Source organism: Massilia sp. HP4, from assembly GCF_005222695.1.
Lineage (GTDB): Bacteria > Pseudomonadota > Gammaproteobacteria > Burkholderiales > Burkholderiaceae_D > Telluria.
In genome coordinates, this window is sequence record NZ_STGG01000021.1 from 19,805 (window position 1) to 37,154 (window position 17,350).

The window sequence follows — 17,350 nt, forward strand, 5'->3', positions numbered from 1 at the left end:
GGGCTCCTGACCTACATCGATCGACATGACTAATAGCAAGTACTCGGGCTTCAACTTCGCGCGTTCCGCGCCACTGGTTTCCGCTCCTGCCGCTGCGCGCATCCTGACGCTCACGGCGATCGCTTTCAGCCTGGCGGCCTGCACCACCATCTTCGAAGGGGACAAGGTCGATTACAAGAGCGCCAAGAAGGCCGCGCCGCTGGACGTGCCGCCCGACCTGACCAAGCTGCAGCGCGATAACCGCTACGCGATCCCCGACGGCCGTGGCGTTGCCACTGCCTCGGGCCAGGCAGCTGCCGCTGCGGCCGGCACCGGCGGCGGCTTCGTGCCTGGCGCGGCCGCGTCGAACCAGCAGATCGGCCCGATCTCGACCGATGCGATCAGCGTGCAGCGCAACGGCGACCAGCGCTGGCTGGTGGTCAAGCAGACTCCTGAACAGCTGTGGCCGCAACTGCGCCAGTTCTGGGAAGAGCAGGGCTTCGCCATCGAGAGCGAGTCGAGCACTACCGGCACCATGGAAACGGCCTGGGTCGAGAACCGTTCGAAGATCCCGCAAGACTTCCTGCGCAACGCCATCGGCCGCGTGTTCGACCGCGCCTACTCGACCGGCGAGCGCGACAAGTTCCGCACCCGCCTCGAGCGCCTGCCGGACGGCTCGACCGAGATCTGGGTCAGCCACCGCGGCGCCGAAGAAGTCCTGACCGGCCCGCAGAACGAAACCACCACCTGGACCTCGCGCGCCAACGATCCAGGCCTGGAATCGCAATTCCTGGGCCGCATGGTCGCGATGCTGACCGGCACCAAGGAAGTGGCGACGGGCGAAGCCACCGTGGCCAACGCACCGGTGGCCCCGCAGCACGCCAAGCTGGTGGGCGACACGGTCGAGGTCGACGAAGGCTTCGACCGCGCATGGCGCCGCGTCGGCCTGGCGCTGGACCGCGTCGGCTTCACCGTCGAAGACCGCGACCGCGTACAGGGCGTGTATTTCGTGCGCTACGTCGATCCGGACCTGGCCGAGAACAAGGATGGCTTCTTCAAGCGCCTGTTCTCGTGGGGCGGCAAGTCGGAAGACGAGCTCAAGGAAGCCCAGCGCTACCGCGTGCTGGTCAAGACCGAGCAGGGCGCGAACGTCAGCAAGGTCACGGTGCAGAACAACGAAGGCCAGGCGGACGCCTCGCCGACCGCGGGCAAGATCCTGAACCTGCTGCATACCGAGCTGAAATAATCTTCGCTCGCTCCATGAAGAACCGGCCTGCGCGGCCGGTTTTTTTATGGCCACAGGGGCCGCACGCGATGTCATCGTAGCGTGGCGGCCCTGCCACCCACGCTACATCCATTCCAAGAGATATCGACAGACGTAAAAAAACCGGCCCGCAGGCCGGTTCTTCTTACCAAAGTAACGAATTACTTGGTGGTAGCAGCAGCGTCAGCAGCTTGGTCAGCCGAGGTCTGAGCAGCAGCAGCAGCGTCGGTTGCGGTGGTTGCAGCAGCAGCAGCGTCAGCGGCAGCAGCGTCAGCAGCAGCTGGTGCGGTTGCGTCAGCAGCTGGGGTTGCGGTTGCGTCAACAACAGCAGCTGGGGTTTCGGTAGCAGCTGGAGCGACTGGAGCTTCTTCTTTCTTAGCGCAAGCAGCCAGGGTCACAGCGAACAGGGAGGCGATCAGCAGGGTTTTTTTCATGATTTTTCCTTAGTATTTACAAGAGTCGAACACTTGTTGCGAATAATAATTACCGGTAATTATTTCTCGGTGGAATTCTCGTGCCTTCACAAATAGCGTTAACGCCATAGACGCAACGGAACCTTCCTGATTGATATTATAGACAATTTTACAGTTTCGCAATAGCGAACACATGCCGTGGTGAAAGAAATTTGCGCTTGAATAAGCTTCATATTGTTACAAGATGCAACTCGACTGTAAAACCTTGTGTTATGTCACGCCGAATGATTTTATAAGCCCGTTTTGGACACTTGCAACGTCACTTGTGACTCTTGCCAGATCGCGTCGAATCGGTGCTGTGCGAGTTCGCAGGCCGGTGGATCGTCGAATGCCGCCGCGCCCCGCAGGTGGTCGCTATGAAAACGGCGCACGATATGCCGCTCGTCGCCAATGCAGAAGGAATCGGTCAGTTGGCGCAGGCCGCGCGGCGTTTGCCGGCATTCGCACACATGGCCGTAGTCGCGCAGCAGGCGCGAGAAACGCGGGTAGTGGCGCTCGATATGGGCCGTGTCGTGCAGCACCAGGCGCAGCCGGCCGCCGCGGGCAAGGAAAGCCCGCAGCGCCGTGTCGATGCTGATGCTGCCAAGGGGGAAGACCGCGAAATCCGGGTCGAAGGCAGCGAGGGTAGCGGTAGATGCTTCCAGGCAGGCGAGAAACTGCGTCTCGCAGTCGAGGCGGGTGTCGAAGGCGATCGTGCGTGGCGCGTTCATCGACACCCCAGCCTTTAACCCAGCTCGACCCAGCCGTCCTGGTACCAGGTATACAGGGCTTCGAGCACGTCGTCGGTGGCCTTGTCCAGCACCGCGCCCTCGATGCGGCGCTCGTTGGCCAGCACGTCCAGCACCGCCTTGTCGGCGCGGCCGACGGCGAACGATTCGCCATTGATAAAGACGTGCTTGCCGCGGTAGAGCATCAGGGTCTTGCTCGACAGCTTGATGCCGCGCTTGGCGGCGCTTTCCATGAAGCGGCCGACGGTCAATGGCTTGGCGGGACCGGTAAAGAAGACATTGTGCTTGGGCTCGGACATATGTTCTCCCAGGAACACGGTCACGTCTTCTTCGTCCCAGCGCACCTTGTTCAATTCTTCAGTGACGGTGTCCAGCATATCGCGCGGAATCTCGGCCGGGTTCTTGGCCGGCTTTAATTCTGGATCACTATAGCGGCCCGGCAAATCGATCGAATCGGCCATGAATTGCAGGAAAGCTTCGCCCAATTCCTGGAACGAAGGGGAGCGGAAACCGATCGAATACGTCATGCATTCGCCTTCGGCAATGCCGTCGTGGGCATAATGCGGCGGCAGGTAGAGCATATCGCCCGGTTCCAGCACGAATTCTTCTTCTGGCTTGAAATTGGCCAGGATCTTGAGCGGCAAGCCCTCGGCCAGGGTCAGGTCTTGCTGCGAACCGATCTTCCAGCGGCGCTTGCCATGGGCCTGCAGCAAGAACACGTCATAAGAGTCGTAATGCGGGCCGACGCCGGCGCCATCGGTGGCGAAGCTGATCATCAGGTCGTCGAGGCGGGCGTCGGGCACGAAGCGGAACTGGCGCAGCAGCTCGTCGGCGCGCTCGTCAACCAAGTTCACGCCCTGGACCAGCATCGTCCAGTTCGGTTCGGTACGGGCCGGGAGTTCGGCCAGCGGACCATGCTGCATGTCCCAGTTGCCGTCACGCTGGGTGACCAGGCGCGATTCAACGTGATTCTGGCGCGCCATCTCGGCCAGTTTTTCGAATTTGAGCAAAGGCTTGAAGCCGGGGATTGCGCCACGGATCAGCAGTGGTTTCTTGTGCCAGTAATCGCGCAGGAACTCGGCGGGAGTAATATTCCCGAGAAGCGGTAATTTTTTCATGCGTCATTATACCCAGCCGAGCATCGTGTGGAACCCGGCCTGGAACCCTTCAAGGGTATAATCCGAGGCTTACAACGAAAGGATGTGCGATGAAGATTGCCAAAGATACGGTCGTGACAGTTAACTACAAGCTGTCGGATGCCCAGAATAACCTGATCGAAGAAGGCGTGCAGCCGATGGTCTACCTGCACGGCGGCTACGAAAACACCCTGCCGAAGATCGAAGAAGAACTCGATGGCAAGGAAGCCGGTTATTCGTCGACGATCCAGGTCGAACCGGACGACGCGTTTGGCGACTACGAGCCAGAGCTGGTGAAAGTCGAAGACCGCGCACGCCTGCCCGAGCCGATCGAAGTCGGCATGCAGTTCGAAGGCGTGGCCGAAGGCGGCGACAATGAGCCGGTAATCTTCACCGTGACCGAGATCGCCGAAGACAAGGTGGTCCTGGACGGCAACCACCCGCTGGCCGGCATGGCGCTGCGCTTCGAGCTGTCCGTGGTCGACGTGCGCGCAGCCACCGCCGAAGAAATCCAGCACGGCCACGTACATGGCGCGGGCGGTCATCATCACGAGATGGACGATAGCGAAGACGGCGACCACTTCCGTAGCCAGCCGCTGCAGTAATCATCGAATCGTTCGCGGTTCCTGCAAGCGCGCAGGGCCGCGGATGCCTCATTGCTTCGCGTCTTCGACCGCGAACGTCGCTTCTTTACCAAGCTTCACATTCACCTCGACCGCTTTCGTTCCCACCGACAGCTGCCCCAGGTTGCCCTTCCAGTCTATCCCGGGCTTCTTTCCCTGCGGCGTGCCGCCGTCGACCAGCAACACCTTGCCATCGAACTTGACCGCCTGGCCCTGGATCTGGCGCCGTACCGCCTCGAAGCCATCCTTCTCCACCGGATCGCGCCGCAGCAGGCCGCGTAGTCCCGCCGGCTGGTCGAGGTGGAACGGCCGCACCGCGCCTTCCGAAAACAGCACCAGCGCTTCGGCCTTGTCGCTGCGCGCGATCGCGAACAGGCGGTTCAGCCAGAAGCGGTTGGCGACCGTGCGGTCTTCGTACTCGCTGTTGCGGCCGGCCGCTTCGAGGTAGTGGTTGTTATTGGCCGGGAGGTTGATGGTGGCGTACAGCACCTTGCCCACCTTCCAGTGGGCGTTCTCGGCATAGCTGCGAAAACGCGGGCTGGCCGACAGCTGGGTCAGGTGGATTTTCTCGCGGCCCAGCGACTCGGGCTCGCCGTGGAACAGTTCGCGCAGGCGGTTGAGACGCTCGATCGCATTGGTGCGGTTGGCCGAGTTGCGGCAAGCCGTCCAGTCGCTGCCGGCCAGCGACACGACGGTGGGCCGCCGCGCGCGCTCGATGATGTCGCGCCGCTGCTGGTACAGCCGGTCGCCGCAGCTTTCCTTCTCGCCCTTGATGCCGTTGATGACGACGAAGGCCAGCGATTTTTCGGACGAATCGGCCAGCGCCTGTTTCAGGCGCGCCTCGCCGTCCTCGCCCGAGTCGTTGCCGATCACCGCGAACCGGTGCGCGCTGTCGTCCGCCTTGTCCTTGGCGCCGGCGAGCGACGCGAAGGCCAGCAGGGCAGCCAGCAACAGTGATCGGCGCAGTGCTTGCATCAGGCGGCGAGGCGCTTGAGCTCGTAGAGACGTTCGAGCGCTTCGCGCGGTGTGAGCGCATCCGGGTCGATCGCATCGAGCGCGTCGCGCAGTCCGTCGTCCTGCGCCGCGGGCGCGAACGCCGGCGCCGGCGCCTCGCCGATTTCTTCTTCCGCCACTGGCGCGGCGAACAGGTCGAGCTGCGGCGTCGCATCGAGCGCCTGCGCTTCCAGGCGCGCCAGGTGCTTGCGCGCGGCCTTGATCACCTGTGACGGCACGCCCGCCAGCTGCGCCACCTGCAGGCCGTAGCTCTGCGAGGCCGGGCCATCCTGCACCGCGTGCAGGAACACGATGCTGTCCTTGTGCTCGACCGCCGACAGGTGCACGTTGGACGCGCTCGGGTAGGACTCGGGCAGCTGGGTCAGTTCGAAGTAGTGGGTCGCGAACAGCGTGAAGCTGCGGCTGGTGTCGATCAGGTGGCGCGCGATGGCCCAGGCCAGCGCCAGGCCGTCGAAGGTCGAGGTGCCGCGGCCGACTTCGTCCATCAGCACCAGCGAATGCTCGGTGGCGCCGTTCAGGATCGCAGCCGATTCGGTCATCTCGACCATGAAGGTCGAGCGGCCGTTGGCCAGGTCGTCGCTGGCGCCGATGCGGGTAAAGATGCGGTCGATCGGGCCGATCGTGGCGCTGGTTGCGGGCACATAGCTGCCGACATAGGCCAGCAGGGTGATCAGGGCCACCTGGCGCATGAAGGTCGATTTACCGCCCATGTTCGGGCCGGTGATCAAGAGCAGGCGCCTGTCGTTGGACAGCTTGCAGTCGTTGGCGATGAAGCGCTCGATCTGGTTTTCGACCACCGGATGGCGGCCTTCGACGATGGTCAGGCAAGGCGCATCGCTCAGCACCGGCGCGCACCAGTTGTGGCGCAGCGCGTGGCTGGCCAGGGCCACCAGCACGTCGACCTGGGCCAGCGCGCGCGCGATGGTCTGCAGGCAGCCGATGTGGGGCGCCAGGTCGGCCAGCAACTGGTCGTACAGCATCTTCTCGCGCGCCAGCGCGCGGTCTTGCGCCGACAAGGCCTTGTCTTCGAAGGCCTTCAGCTCGGGCGTGATGTAGCGTTCGCAGTTCTTGAGGGTCTGGCGACGGCGGTAGTCGTCCGGCACCTTGTCGGCCTGGCCGTTAGTGACTTCGATATAGAAGCCGTGCACCTTGTTGTACTCGACCCGCAGGTTGGCGATGCCGGTGCGGGCGCGCTCGCGCGTCTCGAGGTCGACCAGGAACTGGCCGGCGTTCTCGGACAGCGCGCGCAACTCATCCAGCTCGGCGTCGAAGCCGCGCGCGAATACGCCGCCGTCGCGCACCATCGCGGCCGGCTCTTCCATCACGGCGCGGGTGAGCAGGTCGACGCATTCGCCGGGCGTGGCGAGATCGTCGTGGATCTCGCGCAGCAGGCAGGTATCGCCCGGCACGAAGCAGCGCGCCACCTGTTCGCGCACCACCGGTAACGCTTTCAGTCCGTCACGCAGGGCGGCCAGGTCGCGCGGGCGCGCGGTGAGCAGGGCGATGCGGGTGGTGATGCGCTCGATGTCCGGCACTTGCGCCAGGGTCGGCGACAGCGTGTCGCTGGCGTCCGCCTGGAGCAGTGCTGCGATCGACTGGTGGCGGTTGCGCGCGACGCCCTGGTCGCGGCGCGCATGGTGCAGCCAGTGGCGCAGCAGGCGCGAACCCATCGCGGTGCGGCAGCCATCGAGCAGCGAGAACAAGGTTGGCGACTCCTGGCCGCGGATGGTCTCGGTCAGTTCCAGGTTGCGGCGGGTGGCGGCATCGAGGCCGATGTATTCGTTCTCGGTCTCGCAGGCGAGGCCCCGCACGTGCTGCAGGCCGCGGCCCTGGGTCGATTGCGCATAGCGCAGCAGCGCGCCGGCCGCGCCCAAGGCGGCGCCGAGACCGTCGGCGCCGAAGCCGGTGAGGGTGGCCACGCCCAGCTGCTCGAGCAGGGCGCCGTGGCCCTTGAGTACGTCGAAATGCCATTCCGGTACGCGTTGGGTGTGGGCGTTGGCAGATGGAGATGCGCTATCGGTCTCGAACATGTCGGCGCAATCGGCGCGCAGGATCTCGGCCGGCGCGATGCGTTCGAGTTCATGCGCCAGGCGCTGTTCGACGGTGCGGGCGTCGCCCGAGAATTCCATCAGGCGCAGGTTGCCGCTGGCGAGCGACAGCCAGGCCAGGCCGGCGGTGACGGTCTTGCGTTGATTGAGCAGGCACAGGGCCAGCAGCGGGCGCTCGGCTTTTTCAGGCAGCAGGTCGGAATCGGTCAGGGTGCCGGGCGTGACCACGCGCACCACCTTGCGTTCCACCGGGCCCTTGGACAGCGCCGGGTCGCCGATCTGCTCGCAGATCGCGCAGGATTCGCCCAGCTTGACCAGCTTGGCCAGGTAGCCGTCCAGCGAGTGGAAGGGCACCCCGGCCATCTTGATCGGCTGGTCGCCCGACTTGCCGCGCGCGGTCAGGGTAATGCCCAGCACGCGCGATGCTTTTTCGGCGTCGTCGAAGAACAGCTCGTAGAAGTCGCCCATGCGGTAGAACACCAGCATGGTGGGGTAGTCGGCCTTGATGCCTAAATATTGCTGCATCATCGGGGTGAGCTTTTCCGTTGCGCTGTTCTTGAGGGCGGCGGCGTTGATTTCTTTGGGGGCGGTGGTCATGTCGTCTGAATCGGTACAGCTTGGCGCAGGCAAGGCCAGGACTTGCCATTTTACCCTGATCGACCCGGCAGTTTGCTGCAAACAGCTATTGCATGCACTTTGGTGTTGCAGGGCGTTGGGTGCGAACTGCCTTCATGGCGCGTTTCTCGCGCTGTGCTGGGCGACGAAGTGGCCGCGTGTGGGATCAGCGACGCGTTTCGATCCGGTGAATGCGCAGGAATGCGTAGTCCCATCAGCGTGAACTTAGACATGGCACCACATGTCAAAGTTTGACAGCAGGCAGGAGGTTAGAGATCATGGCTGGTGAAGGGGAAGACGTCAACGTCGCGAATTATCGGATGTAGCTGTTCAACACGTGAATAAGGGGGAATGACCATGAGCGAGAAAATTACGCTAGACGACTTTTCGAATGATCCCGATCTGCACGAGCGGACAAGCAAAGGACGGGATGTCGCGAGAGCACTGGACGCCCGCGCCCCGCGCCTGCCACACGCTATCACCCTGACCAGCATGGAGTTCGCGCATTTCATCTCGGAACTGACGCCGAAACGGTTTGAACTTTTGCGTCTGGCGCTCAAAAAGACGCGCTCCATCTCAGAGCTCGCAGTTGCAGTCGGCCGAGAGCAGAGCGTTGTATCGAAAGACATTGGCCGATTGAGAAAGCTGGGCCTCGTCAGAGTCGAAGAGGTGAGCAATGCCGGGCACGGACGGAAGAAAATGGTGATTCCAGTCGCCGATTCGATATCGATCAACGCCAGTTTGGCGGGCTAGCAAGCGCTGGTCCGTCGACCGCTGTAGACGGCCTCCCAGGCCGCTTGAAGACGGATGTACGCAGCAGGATGCGGCTGACTGGTCATCGCTGATCGACCCGGCAGTTTGCTGCAAACATCATCCTGTTGTACAAGAAGGTGCGCCGCGCATGCCGGGTCCGTGACCGACCGATCAGGGTTTTGCCGCTGCCCGTGCCTGCTCGAGCCAGCCATCGAACAATTTCTGGTGGAATTTGATCCAACCAGCCGTATGGCGCGCGATATCGGCCTGCGAGCCTTGCCCATTGCGCACACGCTCGTTCTGCGCATTGATGTCGGCAATCGGCAAGCGCATGACTTCGAACAGCTTGACCGCCGCCGGATTCTTCTCGGCCCAGGCACGGTTGACGACGATGCGGGTCGTGTTGACCGAGAACCCATAGTCGCTGCCATCGTCGAGGCGGGTATTGGCGTTCTGCGGATTCGACGAGTACGGCACTTGCAGCCACACGACATCCTTGCCCGGGATCAGCACGCTGCTGACCCAGTATGGCGTCCAGGTGTAGTACAGGATCGACTCACCACGCCCGTAGCGGCCGATCGTATCGGCGATCAGCGCCGAATAACTGCCCTGCACGTGCTTGACCGTCCCACGCAATTTATAGCCGTCCATATGGTGTTCGATCATCGCCTCGCAGCCCCAGCCCGGATCGCAGCCGGTCAGGTCGGCCTTGCCATCGCCGTCATGGTCGAACAGCTTGGCGATGGCCGGGTCGCGCAGCTGGTCGATATTGGTGATGTCGTGCTTCTCGGCCGTGGCCTTGTCGATCAGGTAGCCTTGTGCGGCCGGGCCGGCGTAACTACCCAGGCGCAGCAGCTTGGCGTCACCGCCCGCGTTAGTGTAATAGTCCTGGTGCAAAGGGTCCCAATGCACGGCGAGGAAGGTCGCGTCGCCGTTGCCGATCGCGATGTGCGCGGTCGGATAAGCGACTTCCTTGATCGGCTGCGGCTCGTAGCCGAGCTTCTCCAGCGCGCTGTTGACCAGCATGGTCTGGAAGGTTTCCTCGGCCAGCGGGCCTTGCAGGGCCTGCACCTTGATGCCCTTGCCGGGCAGCGCGGCGTCCGCCGTTTGCGCCGCCGCCAGGCCGGTGGTCAGGGTCATGGCGGCCAGCAGCAGGGCCGACAGCCAGCGGAATTTGCGTTGCGCCTGGTAGGTGGCGTTGAAGTGTTTAGTCTGTTGCATCGATATCCTTTCTTCTTCTCTTATTTGGCGGTGACGGGCGCGGCCGCATCGGGGCGCGCGGCGCCGCCTTTTACCCGGCGCAGGACGAAGCCAACCGGGCCGGTGTGATACCAGTGGCGCGCACCGCGGCGCGGTTGGCCCATGGCCTGGGTCAGGCGATCCAGCACGATGGCGAGCACCACGATGCCGAGGCCCCCCACGGTTGCCAGGCCCATGTCCAGGCGGCCAATACCGCGCAACACCATTTGACCCAGGCCGCCGACCGCGATCATCGAGGCGATCACCACCATCGACAGCGACAGCATCAGCGATTGGTTGATGCCGGCCATGATCGACGGCGTCGCCAGTGGCAGTTGCACGCGGGTCAAGAGCTGCCAGGGCGAGGCGCCATAGGCGCGCGACGCCTCGATCAGGTCGGGACGCACCTGGCGAATGCCCAGGTTGGTCAGGCGCACCAGCGGCGGCAGGGCGAAGATGATGGTCACGATCACGCCCGGGGCATTGCCGATACCGAACAGCATGACCACCGGCACCAGGTACACGAAGGCCGGCGTGGTCTGCATGGCGTCGAGCAGCGGACGCAGGATGTTTTGCGCACGGTCGCTACTGGCCAGGAAGATCCCGAGCGGCAGGCCGATCGCCAGGCAGAATGCCAGCGAGGTCAGCACAAGCGACAGGGTCACCATCGCTTCCGGCCACACGCCCAGCATGGACAGGGCCAGCAGTGCCAGCACGGTGCCGACGGCCAGCGTACGGCTGGTGAACTGCCAGGCCAGCAAGCCGATGATGGCGATCACGACCAGCGCCGGCGCAGCCAGCAGCACGTGGCTGGCGCCATTCAGGGTCGCGTCGATCGGCGCGCGCACGGCCTGGAACAGCGGACGAAAATGCTCGACCACCCAGCCCAGGCCCCCGTTGATCCAGGATTGCAGCGGCAGTGCGCCATCGAGGATGTGCGCCAGGCCGGCGCCGCCAGCCTGGTCGGTGACGGCGGGTCCGGCCGCGTCGAGCCAGGACGTGTCGCCCGGCGGTTCCGGCAGCCATGGATTGACCTGGGCAGCCTGCCCGGCGGCCGGCTGGACTGCGGTAGCGCTGTTCGCGCCCGTGCTGCTTGCGGTAGTGCTGCTCATGATGCTTGTCCTTTCTGTTCCTGTGCCTCGGGAATGGCGGGCGTATCGCGGTCGAGGAATTTCAGCAGGGTGGTCTTGCTGATCGCGCCGCGGAAGCTGCCGTCGCCGGCCACCACCGGCACCGCGTACGGCAATTGCGCCACCTGGCCGAACAGGCCGGCGACCGGCTCGTCGGCCTTGATGGTCTGCACTTCCGGCAAGAAGGCGTGCGCCAGGCCCAGCGGACCGGTATGCCCATCGAGGGCGCTGCGCAGGGAATCGACCGACACCAGGCCGAGGAATTCCCGCTTCGGATTGACGACATAGGCGTAGACGCGGTCTTGCTCCTCGAGCATCGACAGCGCCGCGCGCGAGCCGCGCGATGGCGACTCGGACACCACGATCTGGCTCTTGCGGGCGATGTCGCCGGCCTTGAAGACGGCCGCCGCATCGACGCCGCGCACGAATTCGCGCACGTAGTCGTTGGCGGGTTTGCGCAGGATTTCTTCCGGCGTGCCCACTTGCACCACATGGCCATCCTTCATGATGGCAATCCGGTCGCCGATGCGCATCGCTTCGTCGAGGTCGTGCGAAATGAAGACGATCGTGCGGCGCTTGATCTGCTGCAGGCGCAGCAGTTCGGATTGCATCTCGGTGCGCATGATCGGGTCGAGCGCCGAGAACGCCTCGTCCATCAGCAGGATCGAGGGATCGCTGGCCAGTGCTCGGGCCAGGCCCACGCGCTGCTGCATGCCGCCCGACAGTTCATCCGGGTAGCTCGCGGCATAGGCCGCGAGGCCGACTTGTTCCAGCGCTTCGCGGGCTTGTGCATGGCGCTCGTCCCTGGGGATGCCGGCCAGCTCCATGCCGAACGCTGTGTTATCGAGCACGGTGATGTGCGGCAGCAGCGCGAACGACTGGAACACCATGCTGATGTCCTTGCGGCGCAGGGCGCGCAGTTCCGCGTCGGGCAGGGTATTGATGTCGTTGCCGTCGACCACGATCCGGCCGGCGGTCGGTTCGATCAGGCGATTGAGCATGCGCACCAGGGTCGACTTGCCCGAGCCGGACAGGCCCATGATGACGAAGATCTCGCCCGCCTCGATGGTAAAGCTGGCGTCGAACACGCCGATCGTGCAGCCGGTCTTGGCCAGGATGTCTTGCTTGGTGGCGCCTTGGCCGACCAGCGCCAGCGCGTCGTCGGGTTTGTCGCCGTAGACCTTGAAGACCTGGTCGATGATGATTTGTTTTGCCACGTTGTTGTTCTCCTTCGATTTGGCGAATGGATCGAACCCTGCAGCCATTGGCGTTGACGGGAAGCGGTCGGCCCCAATGGCGGCGCTGCGCATGGCGCTCGGGCGCGGGCAGGCGGCAGGCAGGACTGGACACGCTTTCCGGCGGGGTTCATGCCGATAACGGGGATGTTTGACGAAGTGCTGACGTCAAACGAGGTCGAGATGCAGGCGCTAGGCCTAGGAGCTACTTCCCATCCGTCCGGCGGGAAATACGGTAAAGCAGGGTTGTTACTGAGAATAACTGTTTTTAAGTGGCATCTATTGTAGTGGTTCTACTCAAATAAGTCAATTTGATTTATTTATTCCGTATGCGCATCATCCCGGGGCTTGCGTACTTGAGTCAGGGCATCAGCGCCGGCAGTCGCTGCGCCAGACGCCGGGGGATACGCCCACGAGCTTGCGGAAGGTGCGTCCGAAGTGGACGGTATCGGCGAAGCCGGTGGCATGCGCAACCTCGCCAAGGGAGGCGCCCGAGTTGGCCAACATGGACTGTGCACGGCGGATACGTACGTCGAGCTGCCATTGGTAAGGCGCCATGCCGGTCGAGATCTTGAACGCGCGGCTGAAATGGGCTTGCGACAAGTTGATTAGTCCCGACAAGGTCGCCAGTTCAATGCGATATGGGAATCTCTCTTCCATGTACTCGATGGCCCGGCGTAGCTGCCAAGGTGCCAGTCCACCGGGTTTAAGGTCGGCCAGCTGGGGAGCGGCGAACAGTTGCGAGGTGATGGCGGCAACGATGCCATCGCCATATAGCTGCATCGACGGATCGGGGTTGTTGACAGCCTCCGATAGCAGCCGGGTCAGGTGCCAGATGCGATCGTTCGAGAAACGAGGTTGTGGGAAATTGATCTTGTCCGTATCGAAGCGCATCGCCAGGTGCTCGCCGAGCATCGCGAAATCGAAGACGAGCGCGGCGTCGACGACGTGCCGCACGCTTTTCGAATACCCCCACATTTCCAGTCCGGCCGGCGCGAAATGGATATGCCGCGGAATATGCCCGGCCGGGCAGGGCTCGTTTGGCCGGAACAGCGGTTCGCAGATGCCGCCGGATTCCTCCAGCACGACGGTAAGGCGCGCACGGTCCCGATGCGGCAGCAAATGGATGCCTTCGCCCTCGCACCGGTAGCCGGTGACCTCGAGCTCGACACCCTTCCACGCGCGGCGCGACCGGGTCATGCCGATCACGTTGTCCGGCAGGGATGGCGATAAATTGTCCATGGCAAGAATGGCGGTCTCCCTCCGGTGTCATGTGGGCGCTGCCCGTACATTCTACCCAGCATGCAGGATTGACGGCTATTGCTTTATCTGGCAGCGCGCGACAGCAGGAATGAACAATCAATAGCAGGATTGAACATTGCCGCACTGATATCAGCTTGGTATCGTCCTGTCTCCAGCGCAGGCCGGTTACAGCGGCCATACAAAGCGAGCGACTACACCAGCATGCAAAAAACCATTCTTGGACACCATGGCGCCCAGCACAGCCATTGGGTGGGCGACGGCTTCCCGGTCCGTACCCTGTTTTCCTACCACGGGCTGCAGCAGCAGATCAGCCCATTCCTGCTGCTCGACTACGGCGGACCGCATTATTTCGAGCCGTCGACCGAGCGCCGTGGCGTCGGGGTGCATCCGCACCGCGGCTTCGAGACCGTCAGCATCGTCTACGAGGGCGAGATCGCGCACCGGGATTCGGCCGGCAATGGCGGCATCATCGGCCCCGGCGACGTCCAGTGGATGACCGCCGGCGCCGGCATCCTGCACGAGGAGTACCACGGACCGGGCTTCTCCCGGACCGGCGGCCCGCTGCGCGTGGTCCAGCTGTGGGTCAACCTGCCGGCCAGCGACAAGATGGCGCCCGCCAGATACCAGGGCATCGTCGCGGCCGATATCCCGGCCGTGACGCTACCGAACGGCAGCGGCACGGCGCGCGTGATCGCCGGCGAACTGTCCGGTGTGCGTGGGCCCGCAAAAACGTTCACCCCGGTCAATGTATGGGACCTGCGCCTGCATGCGGATGCGCGCTTGGAACTCGCGCTGCCCGAAGGCCATACGTCGATGCTGGTGGTGCTGTCCGGGCACATCACCGTGGGCGGCGCCCAGGAAGTCGGGTCCGCGGAAATGGCGATGCTCAGCCGCGAGGGCAGCACCGTGGCAGTCGCTGCCGATGGCGATGCGACCGTGCTGGTGCTGACCGGTGCGCCGCTGCATGAGCCCATCGTGGGCAGCGGGCCGTTCGTCATGAATACCGAAGCCGAGATCGTGCAGGCCTACCAGGACTTCACGAAGGGCGGTTCGGTGTTCGCGGCCTGAGCGCGAGTGGGCTGGCCGGCAACACACATCAACGACGTTTAACGAGAAAGGCAATTCGATGGCGGGAGCGAGCTTGGGGCAGACGATCGGACCGGTGGTCGTCCTGATGGGGGCGGCGGTGATCGCCGTGCCATTATTCAGGCGGCTCGGCCTGGGATCGGTCCTCGGCTATTTTGGCGCTGGCATCCTGGTGGGACCGTCGGTGCTCGGCCTGTTCACCGATGCGCGCTCGATCCTGCATATCTCGGAACTGGGCGTGGTGATGTTCCTGTTCGTGATCGGGCTCGAGCTGCGGCCGCACAAGCTGTGGGCAATGCGCGGGCAGATTTTCGGCCTGGGCCTGGCCCAGGTATTCTCCGCCATCGGCGCACTGGCGCTGACCGGCTACTTTGCGTTCGGCCTGTCCGGGCCGGCCGCCTTCGTCGCCGGGGCGGGATTCGTGCTGTCCTCGACCGCCGTCATCATGATGGCGCTGCAAGACCGCGGCGAGATGGCAAGCGCCGAAGGGCAGAAGTCGGTCGCCATCCTGTTGTTCGAAGACCTGATGATCGTGCCGCTGCTGGCGGTGGTCGCCTTCCTGTCGCCCGTGTCGCAGGGGCAGTCGGGTTGGTCCGGCGTGCTGCTGGCCGTGGCCGCACTGGCGGTGCTGCTGGGCGTCGCGCGCTGGGGCCTGGATCCCTTCTTCGCCCTGCTGGCCAGGTCGCGCACGCGCGAAGTGCTGACCGCGGGCGCGCTGCTGGTCGTCCTGTGCGCAGCGCTGCTGATGGAATTTGCCGGCCTGTCGATGGCGATGGGCGCATTCCTGGCCGGCGTGATGCTGTCCAGTTCGAGCTACCGGCACCAGATCGAAAGCGATATCGAGCCGTTCCGCGGCCTGCTCATGGGACTGTTCTTCCTGGCGGTCGGCATGTCGCTCGACCTGTCGATCGTCGCGGCCGAGTGGCGGCTGCTGCTGTCGATGCTGTTCTGGTTCATGGTCGCGAAGGGCATCGTGGTGCATGTGGTGGCGCGCCTGTTCGGCGCCTCGAACCACCAGGCCCTGCATCGCACCTCGATGTTCCTGCAGGGCGGCGAGTTCGCCTTCGTGCTGTATGCCGCTGCGCTGTCGGTCGGCGTGCTCGATGAACGCGAGAACGCCCTGTTCGCCACCGTCGTGATCCTCTCGATGGCGCTCTCGCCGCTGCTCACGGCCATGGCCGATCGCTTCCTGCGGGTCGAGAAATCGATGGACGGGGTTGAACATGCGCGCGACCTGAAAGGGCGGGTGCTGGTGATCGGCTTCGGCCGCTTTGGCCAGATCGCCTCGCAGCTGTTGCTGTCGAGCGGCGTCAAATTGGCGGTGATCGACAAGGACCCGGACCGCATCCGCGATGCCGAGCGCTTCGGCTTCAAGGTGTTCTTCGGCGAAGGCACCCGGCTCGACACCCTGCGCCATTCCGGCGCCGCCGAAGCCGACGCCATCATGGTGTGCATCGACGAGCCCAAGGCCGCGAACCACATCGTGGAGCTGGCCAGGCAGGAATTCCCGCAGGCCAGGCTGCTGGTGCGCAGCTACGACCGCGGCCATGCGATTACCCTGATCCGCGCGGGCGTGGACTATCAGGTGCGGGAAACCGTGGAGTCGGCCTACCTGATGGGCGCCGAGGGCCTGCGCACCCTCGGCTTTTCCGAGGCCGCGGTCGAGGAAGCCGCCAGCGACATCCGCCAGCGCGACGCCGAGCGGCTGTCCGAGCAAATCCATGGCGACGAATTGTCGGGCCGCGATCACCTGCACCTGCCCGTCGTGCCGCAGCCGCTGGGCAGGCCGGCGGCTTAGGCTTCACACAACCGGGAACCAGATTGGATATCGAAGAGCTGCAGACATTCGTGGAAGTCGCCGACGCCGGCGGCATCTCGCCCGCCGCGCTGCGGCTTGGCGTGTCCAAGTCGATCGTCAGCCGGCGGCTGGTGCGGCTCGAGGCGGAGCTGGGCATCCAGCTCTTGGCGCGGACCACCCGCGGCGCCGCGCTCACCGAGGCCGGCACGACGTTTCGCGACTACGCGGCCAGGGTCTGCGCCGAGATCGCCCTGGCGCGCGAGACGATCCTGCCCGCCGGCGAGCTGCGCGGCCGCCTGCGCATCGCCGCGCCGCTGTCGTTCGGGCCGACCCACTTCGCGCCGGTGCTGGCGGAAATGGCGCGGCTGCACCCGCGGCTGCACATCCACACCTGCTACAGCGACCACAATGTGGACCTGATCGCCGACGGCTACGACTGCGCGATACGGCTCGGCTACCTGCAGGATTCGAACCTGGTGGCGCGGCGCATCGGGCCGATCTACGGGCTCACCGTCGCCAGTCCCGCCTATATCGCCGTCCACGGCGCGCCCGAGACGCCAGACCAGCTGCTGTCGCACCAGGCCCTGATGCAGGGCACCGAGGCCTGGCAATTCCTGGATGGCGAGAAGACCGTGTCGATCCGGCCGCAAGGACGCTTCAAGGCGGACAACGGCATGGCGCTGGTCGCGGCCGCCCTGGCCGGGCTGGGCGTCGCCTATCTTCCCTATGGCCTGATGCATGAATACCTGGATAGCGGGGCGCTAGTTCCGGTCATGACGCGTTACCCGCCGCCGCCGGCCGGCGCCTACGTCGTGCGCCCGCCGGGCCAGCATCCGGCGCGCAAGATCCGCATCCTGACCGATCTGCTGGTGGCGTATTTCGATACCAAGCCGCCGATCGCCAGCGCCTGGCCCCGCGCTGCACCTGCAAGGCAAGTATGAGGCCGCCGCTACCGCGCAAGACGGC

At 64.4% G+C, this 17,350-nt stretch carries 15 protein-coding genes; 6 read left to right on the forward strand and 9 right to left on the reverse strand.

All coding sequences use genetic code 11. The features are described 5' to 3' along the window. Positions 1 to 25 precede the first annotated feature (25 nt). Positions 26 to 1,225, forward strand: a complete 1,200-nt coding sequence (gene bamC, locus E8M83_RS10145; protein WP_137173251.1) for an outer membrane protein assembly factor BamC — start codon at positions 26 to 28, stop codon at positions 1,223 to 1,225. 179 nt (positions 1,226 to 1,404) lie between these two features. Here bamC and E8M83_RS10150 read toward each other — a convergent pair whose 3' ends face one another. From E8M83_RS10150 to E8M83_RS10160, 3 genes are all read right to left on the reverse strand, one after another. Continuing rightward, entirely contained in the window at positions 1,405 to 1,677 is a 273-nt protein-coding gene (locus E8M83_RS10150) for a hypothetical protein (RefSeq protein WP_137173252.1), read from the reverse strand. Between the two features lie 269 nt (positions 1,678 to 1,946). Beyond that, positions 1,947 to 2,426, reverse strand: a complete 480-nt coding sequence (locus E8M83_RS10155) for a hypothetical protein (protein ID WP_137173253.1) — start codon at positions 2,424 to 2,426, stop codon at positions 1,947 to 1,949. A 14-nt stretch (positions 2,427 to 2,440) separates the two neighbouring features. After that, positions 2,441 to 3,562: a cupin domain-containing protein gene (locus E8M83_RS10160; RefSeq protein WP_137173254.1), complete on the reverse strand. Its 1,122-nt coding sequence runs from the start codon at positions 3,560 to 3,562 to the stop codon at positions 2,441 to 2,443. An 89-nt stretch (positions 3,563 to 3,651) separates the two neighbouring features. Between E8M83_RS10160 and E8M83_RS10165 the strand changes: the two genes are divergently transcribed. After that, positions 3,652 to 4,185, forward strand: a complete 534-nt coding sequence (locus E8M83_RS10165) for a peptidylprolyl isomerase (RefSeq protein ID WP_137173255.1) — start codon at positions 3,652 to 3,654, stop codon at positions 4,183 to 4,185. A 48-nt stretch (positions 4,186 to 4,233) separates the two neighbouring features. Here the strand turns inward: E8M83_RS10165 and E8M83_RS10170 are convergent, their stop codons facing one another. Further along, positions 4,234 to 5,178, reverse strand: coding sequence for a hypothetical protein (locus tag E8M83_RS10170; RefSeq protein WP_137173256.1), 945 nt, complete (start codon positions 5,176 to 5,178; stop codon positions 4,234 to 4,236). Further along, positions 5,178 to 7,862: a DNA mismatch repair protein MutS gene (mutS, locus tag E8M83_RS10175; protein WP_137173257.1), complete on the reverse strand. Its 2,685-nt coding sequence runs from the start codon at positions 7,860 to 7,862 to the stop codon at positions 5,178 to 5,180. The genes E8M83_RS10170 and mutS overlap by 1 nt, the downstream gene beginning before the upstream one ends. A 375-nt stretch (positions 7,863 to 8,237) precedes the next feature. Between mutS and E8M83_RS10180 the strand changes: the two genes are divergently transcribed. Continuing rightward, positions 8,238 to 8,633, forward strand: a complete 396-nt coding sequence (locus E8M83_RS10180) for a hypothetical protein (protein ID WP_229491483.1) — start codon at positions 8,238 to 8,240, stop codon at positions 8,631 to 8,633. A 171-nt stretch (positions 8,634 to 8,804) separates the two neighbouring features. Here the strand turns inward: E8M83_RS10180 and proX are convergent, their stop codons facing one another. The 4 genes from proX to E8M83_RS10200 form a co-directional block, all read right to left on the reverse strand. Beyond that, positions 8,805 to 9,854, reverse strand: coding sequence for a glycine betaine/L-proline ABC transporter substrate-binding protein ProX (gene proX / locus E8M83_RS10185; protein WP_137173259.1), 1,050 nt, complete (start codon positions 9,852 to 9,854; stop codon positions 8,805 to 8,807). A gap of 20 nt (positions 9,855 to 9,874) precedes the next feature. Next, positions 9,875 to 10,984 (reverse strand): glycine betaine/L-proline ABC transporter permease ProW, encoded by a 1,110-nt coding sequence (proW, locus tag E8M83_RS10190; RefSeq protein ID WP_137173260.1) that lies wholly within the window; start codon positions 10,982 to 10,984, stop codon positions 9,875 to 9,877. Continuing rightward, positions 10,981 to 12,219 carry a glycine betaine/L-proline ABC transporter ATP-binding protein ProV gene (proV, locus tag E8M83_RS10195; protein WP_137173261.1) on the reverse strand — a complete coding sequence of 413 codons (1,239 nt, stop codon included), beginning with the start codon at positions 12,217 to 12,219 and terminating at the stop codon, positions 10,981 to 10,983. Before proV ends, proW begins: the two co-directional genes overlap by 4 nt. Before the next feature lie 387 nt (positions 12,220 to 12,606). Further along, positions 12,607 to 13,479 (reverse strand): AraC family transcriptional regulator, encoded by an 873-nt coding sequence (locus E8M83_RS10200; RefSeq protein ID WP_137173262.1) that lies wholly within the window; start codon positions 13,477 to 13,479, stop codon positions 12,607 to 12,609. Between the two features lie 222 nt (positions 13,480 to 13,701). Between E8M83_RS10200 and E8M83_RS10205 the strand changes: the two genes are divergently transcribed. The 3 genes from E8M83_RS10205 (at position 13,702) to E8M83_RS10215 (ending at position 17,325) form a co-directional block, all read left to right on the forward strand. Further along, positions 13,702 to 14,568 (forward strand): pirin family protein, encoded by an 867-nt coding sequence (locus E8M83_RS10205; protein WP_137173263.1) that lies wholly within the window; start codon positions 13,702 to 13,704, stop codon positions 14,566 to 14,568. A 73-nt stretch (positions 14,569 to 14,641) separates the two neighbouring features. Continuing rightward, positions 14,642 to 16,384, forward strand: coding sequence for a monovalent cation:proton antiporter-2 (CPA2) family protein (locus E8M83_RS10210; protein WP_229491484.1), 1,743 nt, complete (start codon positions 14,642 to 14,644; stop codon positions 16,382 to 16,384). A 23-nt stretch (positions 16,385 to 16,407) separates the two neighbouring features. Continuing rightward, on the forward strand, positions 16,408 to 17,325 hold the full coding sequence (locus tag E8M83_RS10215; RefSeq protein ID WP_137173265.1) for a LysR family transcriptional regulator: 918 nt from the start codon (positions 16,408 to 16,410) through the stop codon (positions 17,323 to 17,325). Positions 17,326 to 17,350: the final 25 nt, after the last annotated feature.

Coding starts and splice junctions, on each gene's coding strand:
- bamC (WP_137173251.1), top strand. CDS start 26: ATGACTAATAGCAAGTACTCGGGCTTCAACTTCGCGCGTTCCGCGCCA.
- E8M83_RS10150 (WP_137173252.1), bottom strand. CDS start 1,677: ATGAAAAAAACCCTGCTGATCGCCTCCCTGTTCGCTGTGACCCTGGCT.
- E8M83_RS10155 (WP_137173253.1), bottom strand. CDS start 2,426: ATGAACGCGCCACGCACGATCGCCTTCGACACCCGCCTCGACTGCGAG.
- E8M83_RS10160 (WP_137173254.1), bottom strand. CDS start 3,562: ATGAAAAAATTACCGCTTCTCGGGAATATTACTCCCGCCGAGTTCCTG.
- E8M83_RS10165 (WP_137173255.1), top strand. CDS start 3,652: ATGAAGATTGCCAAAGATACGGTCGTGACAGTTAACTACAAGCTGTCG.
- E8M83_RS10170 (WP_137173256.1), bottom strand. CDS start 5,178: ATGCAAGCACTGCGCCGATCACTGTTGCTGGCTGCCCTGCTGGCCTTC.
- mutS (WP_137173257.1), bottom strand. CDS start 7,862: ATGACCACCGCCCCCAAAGAAATCAACGCCGCCGCCCTCAAGAACAGC.
- E8M83_RS10180 (WP_229491483.1), top strand. CDS start 8,238: ATGAGCGAGAAAATTACGCTAGACGACTTTTCGAATGATCCCGATCTG.
- proX (WP_137173259.1), bottom strand. CDS start 9,854: ATGCAACAGACTAAACACTTCAACGCCACCTACCAGGCGCAACGCAAA.
- proW (WP_137173260.1), bottom strand. CDS start 10,984: ATGAGCAGCACTACCGCAAGCAGCACGGGCGCGAACAGCGCTACCGCA.
- E8M83_RS10200 (WP_137173262.1), bottom strand. CDS start 13,479: ATGGACAATTTATCGCCATCCCTGCCGGACAACGTGATCGGCATGACC.
- E8M83_RS10205 (WP_137173263.1), top strand. CDS start 13,702: ATGCAAAAAACCATTCTTGGACACCATGGCGCCCAGCACAGCCATTGG.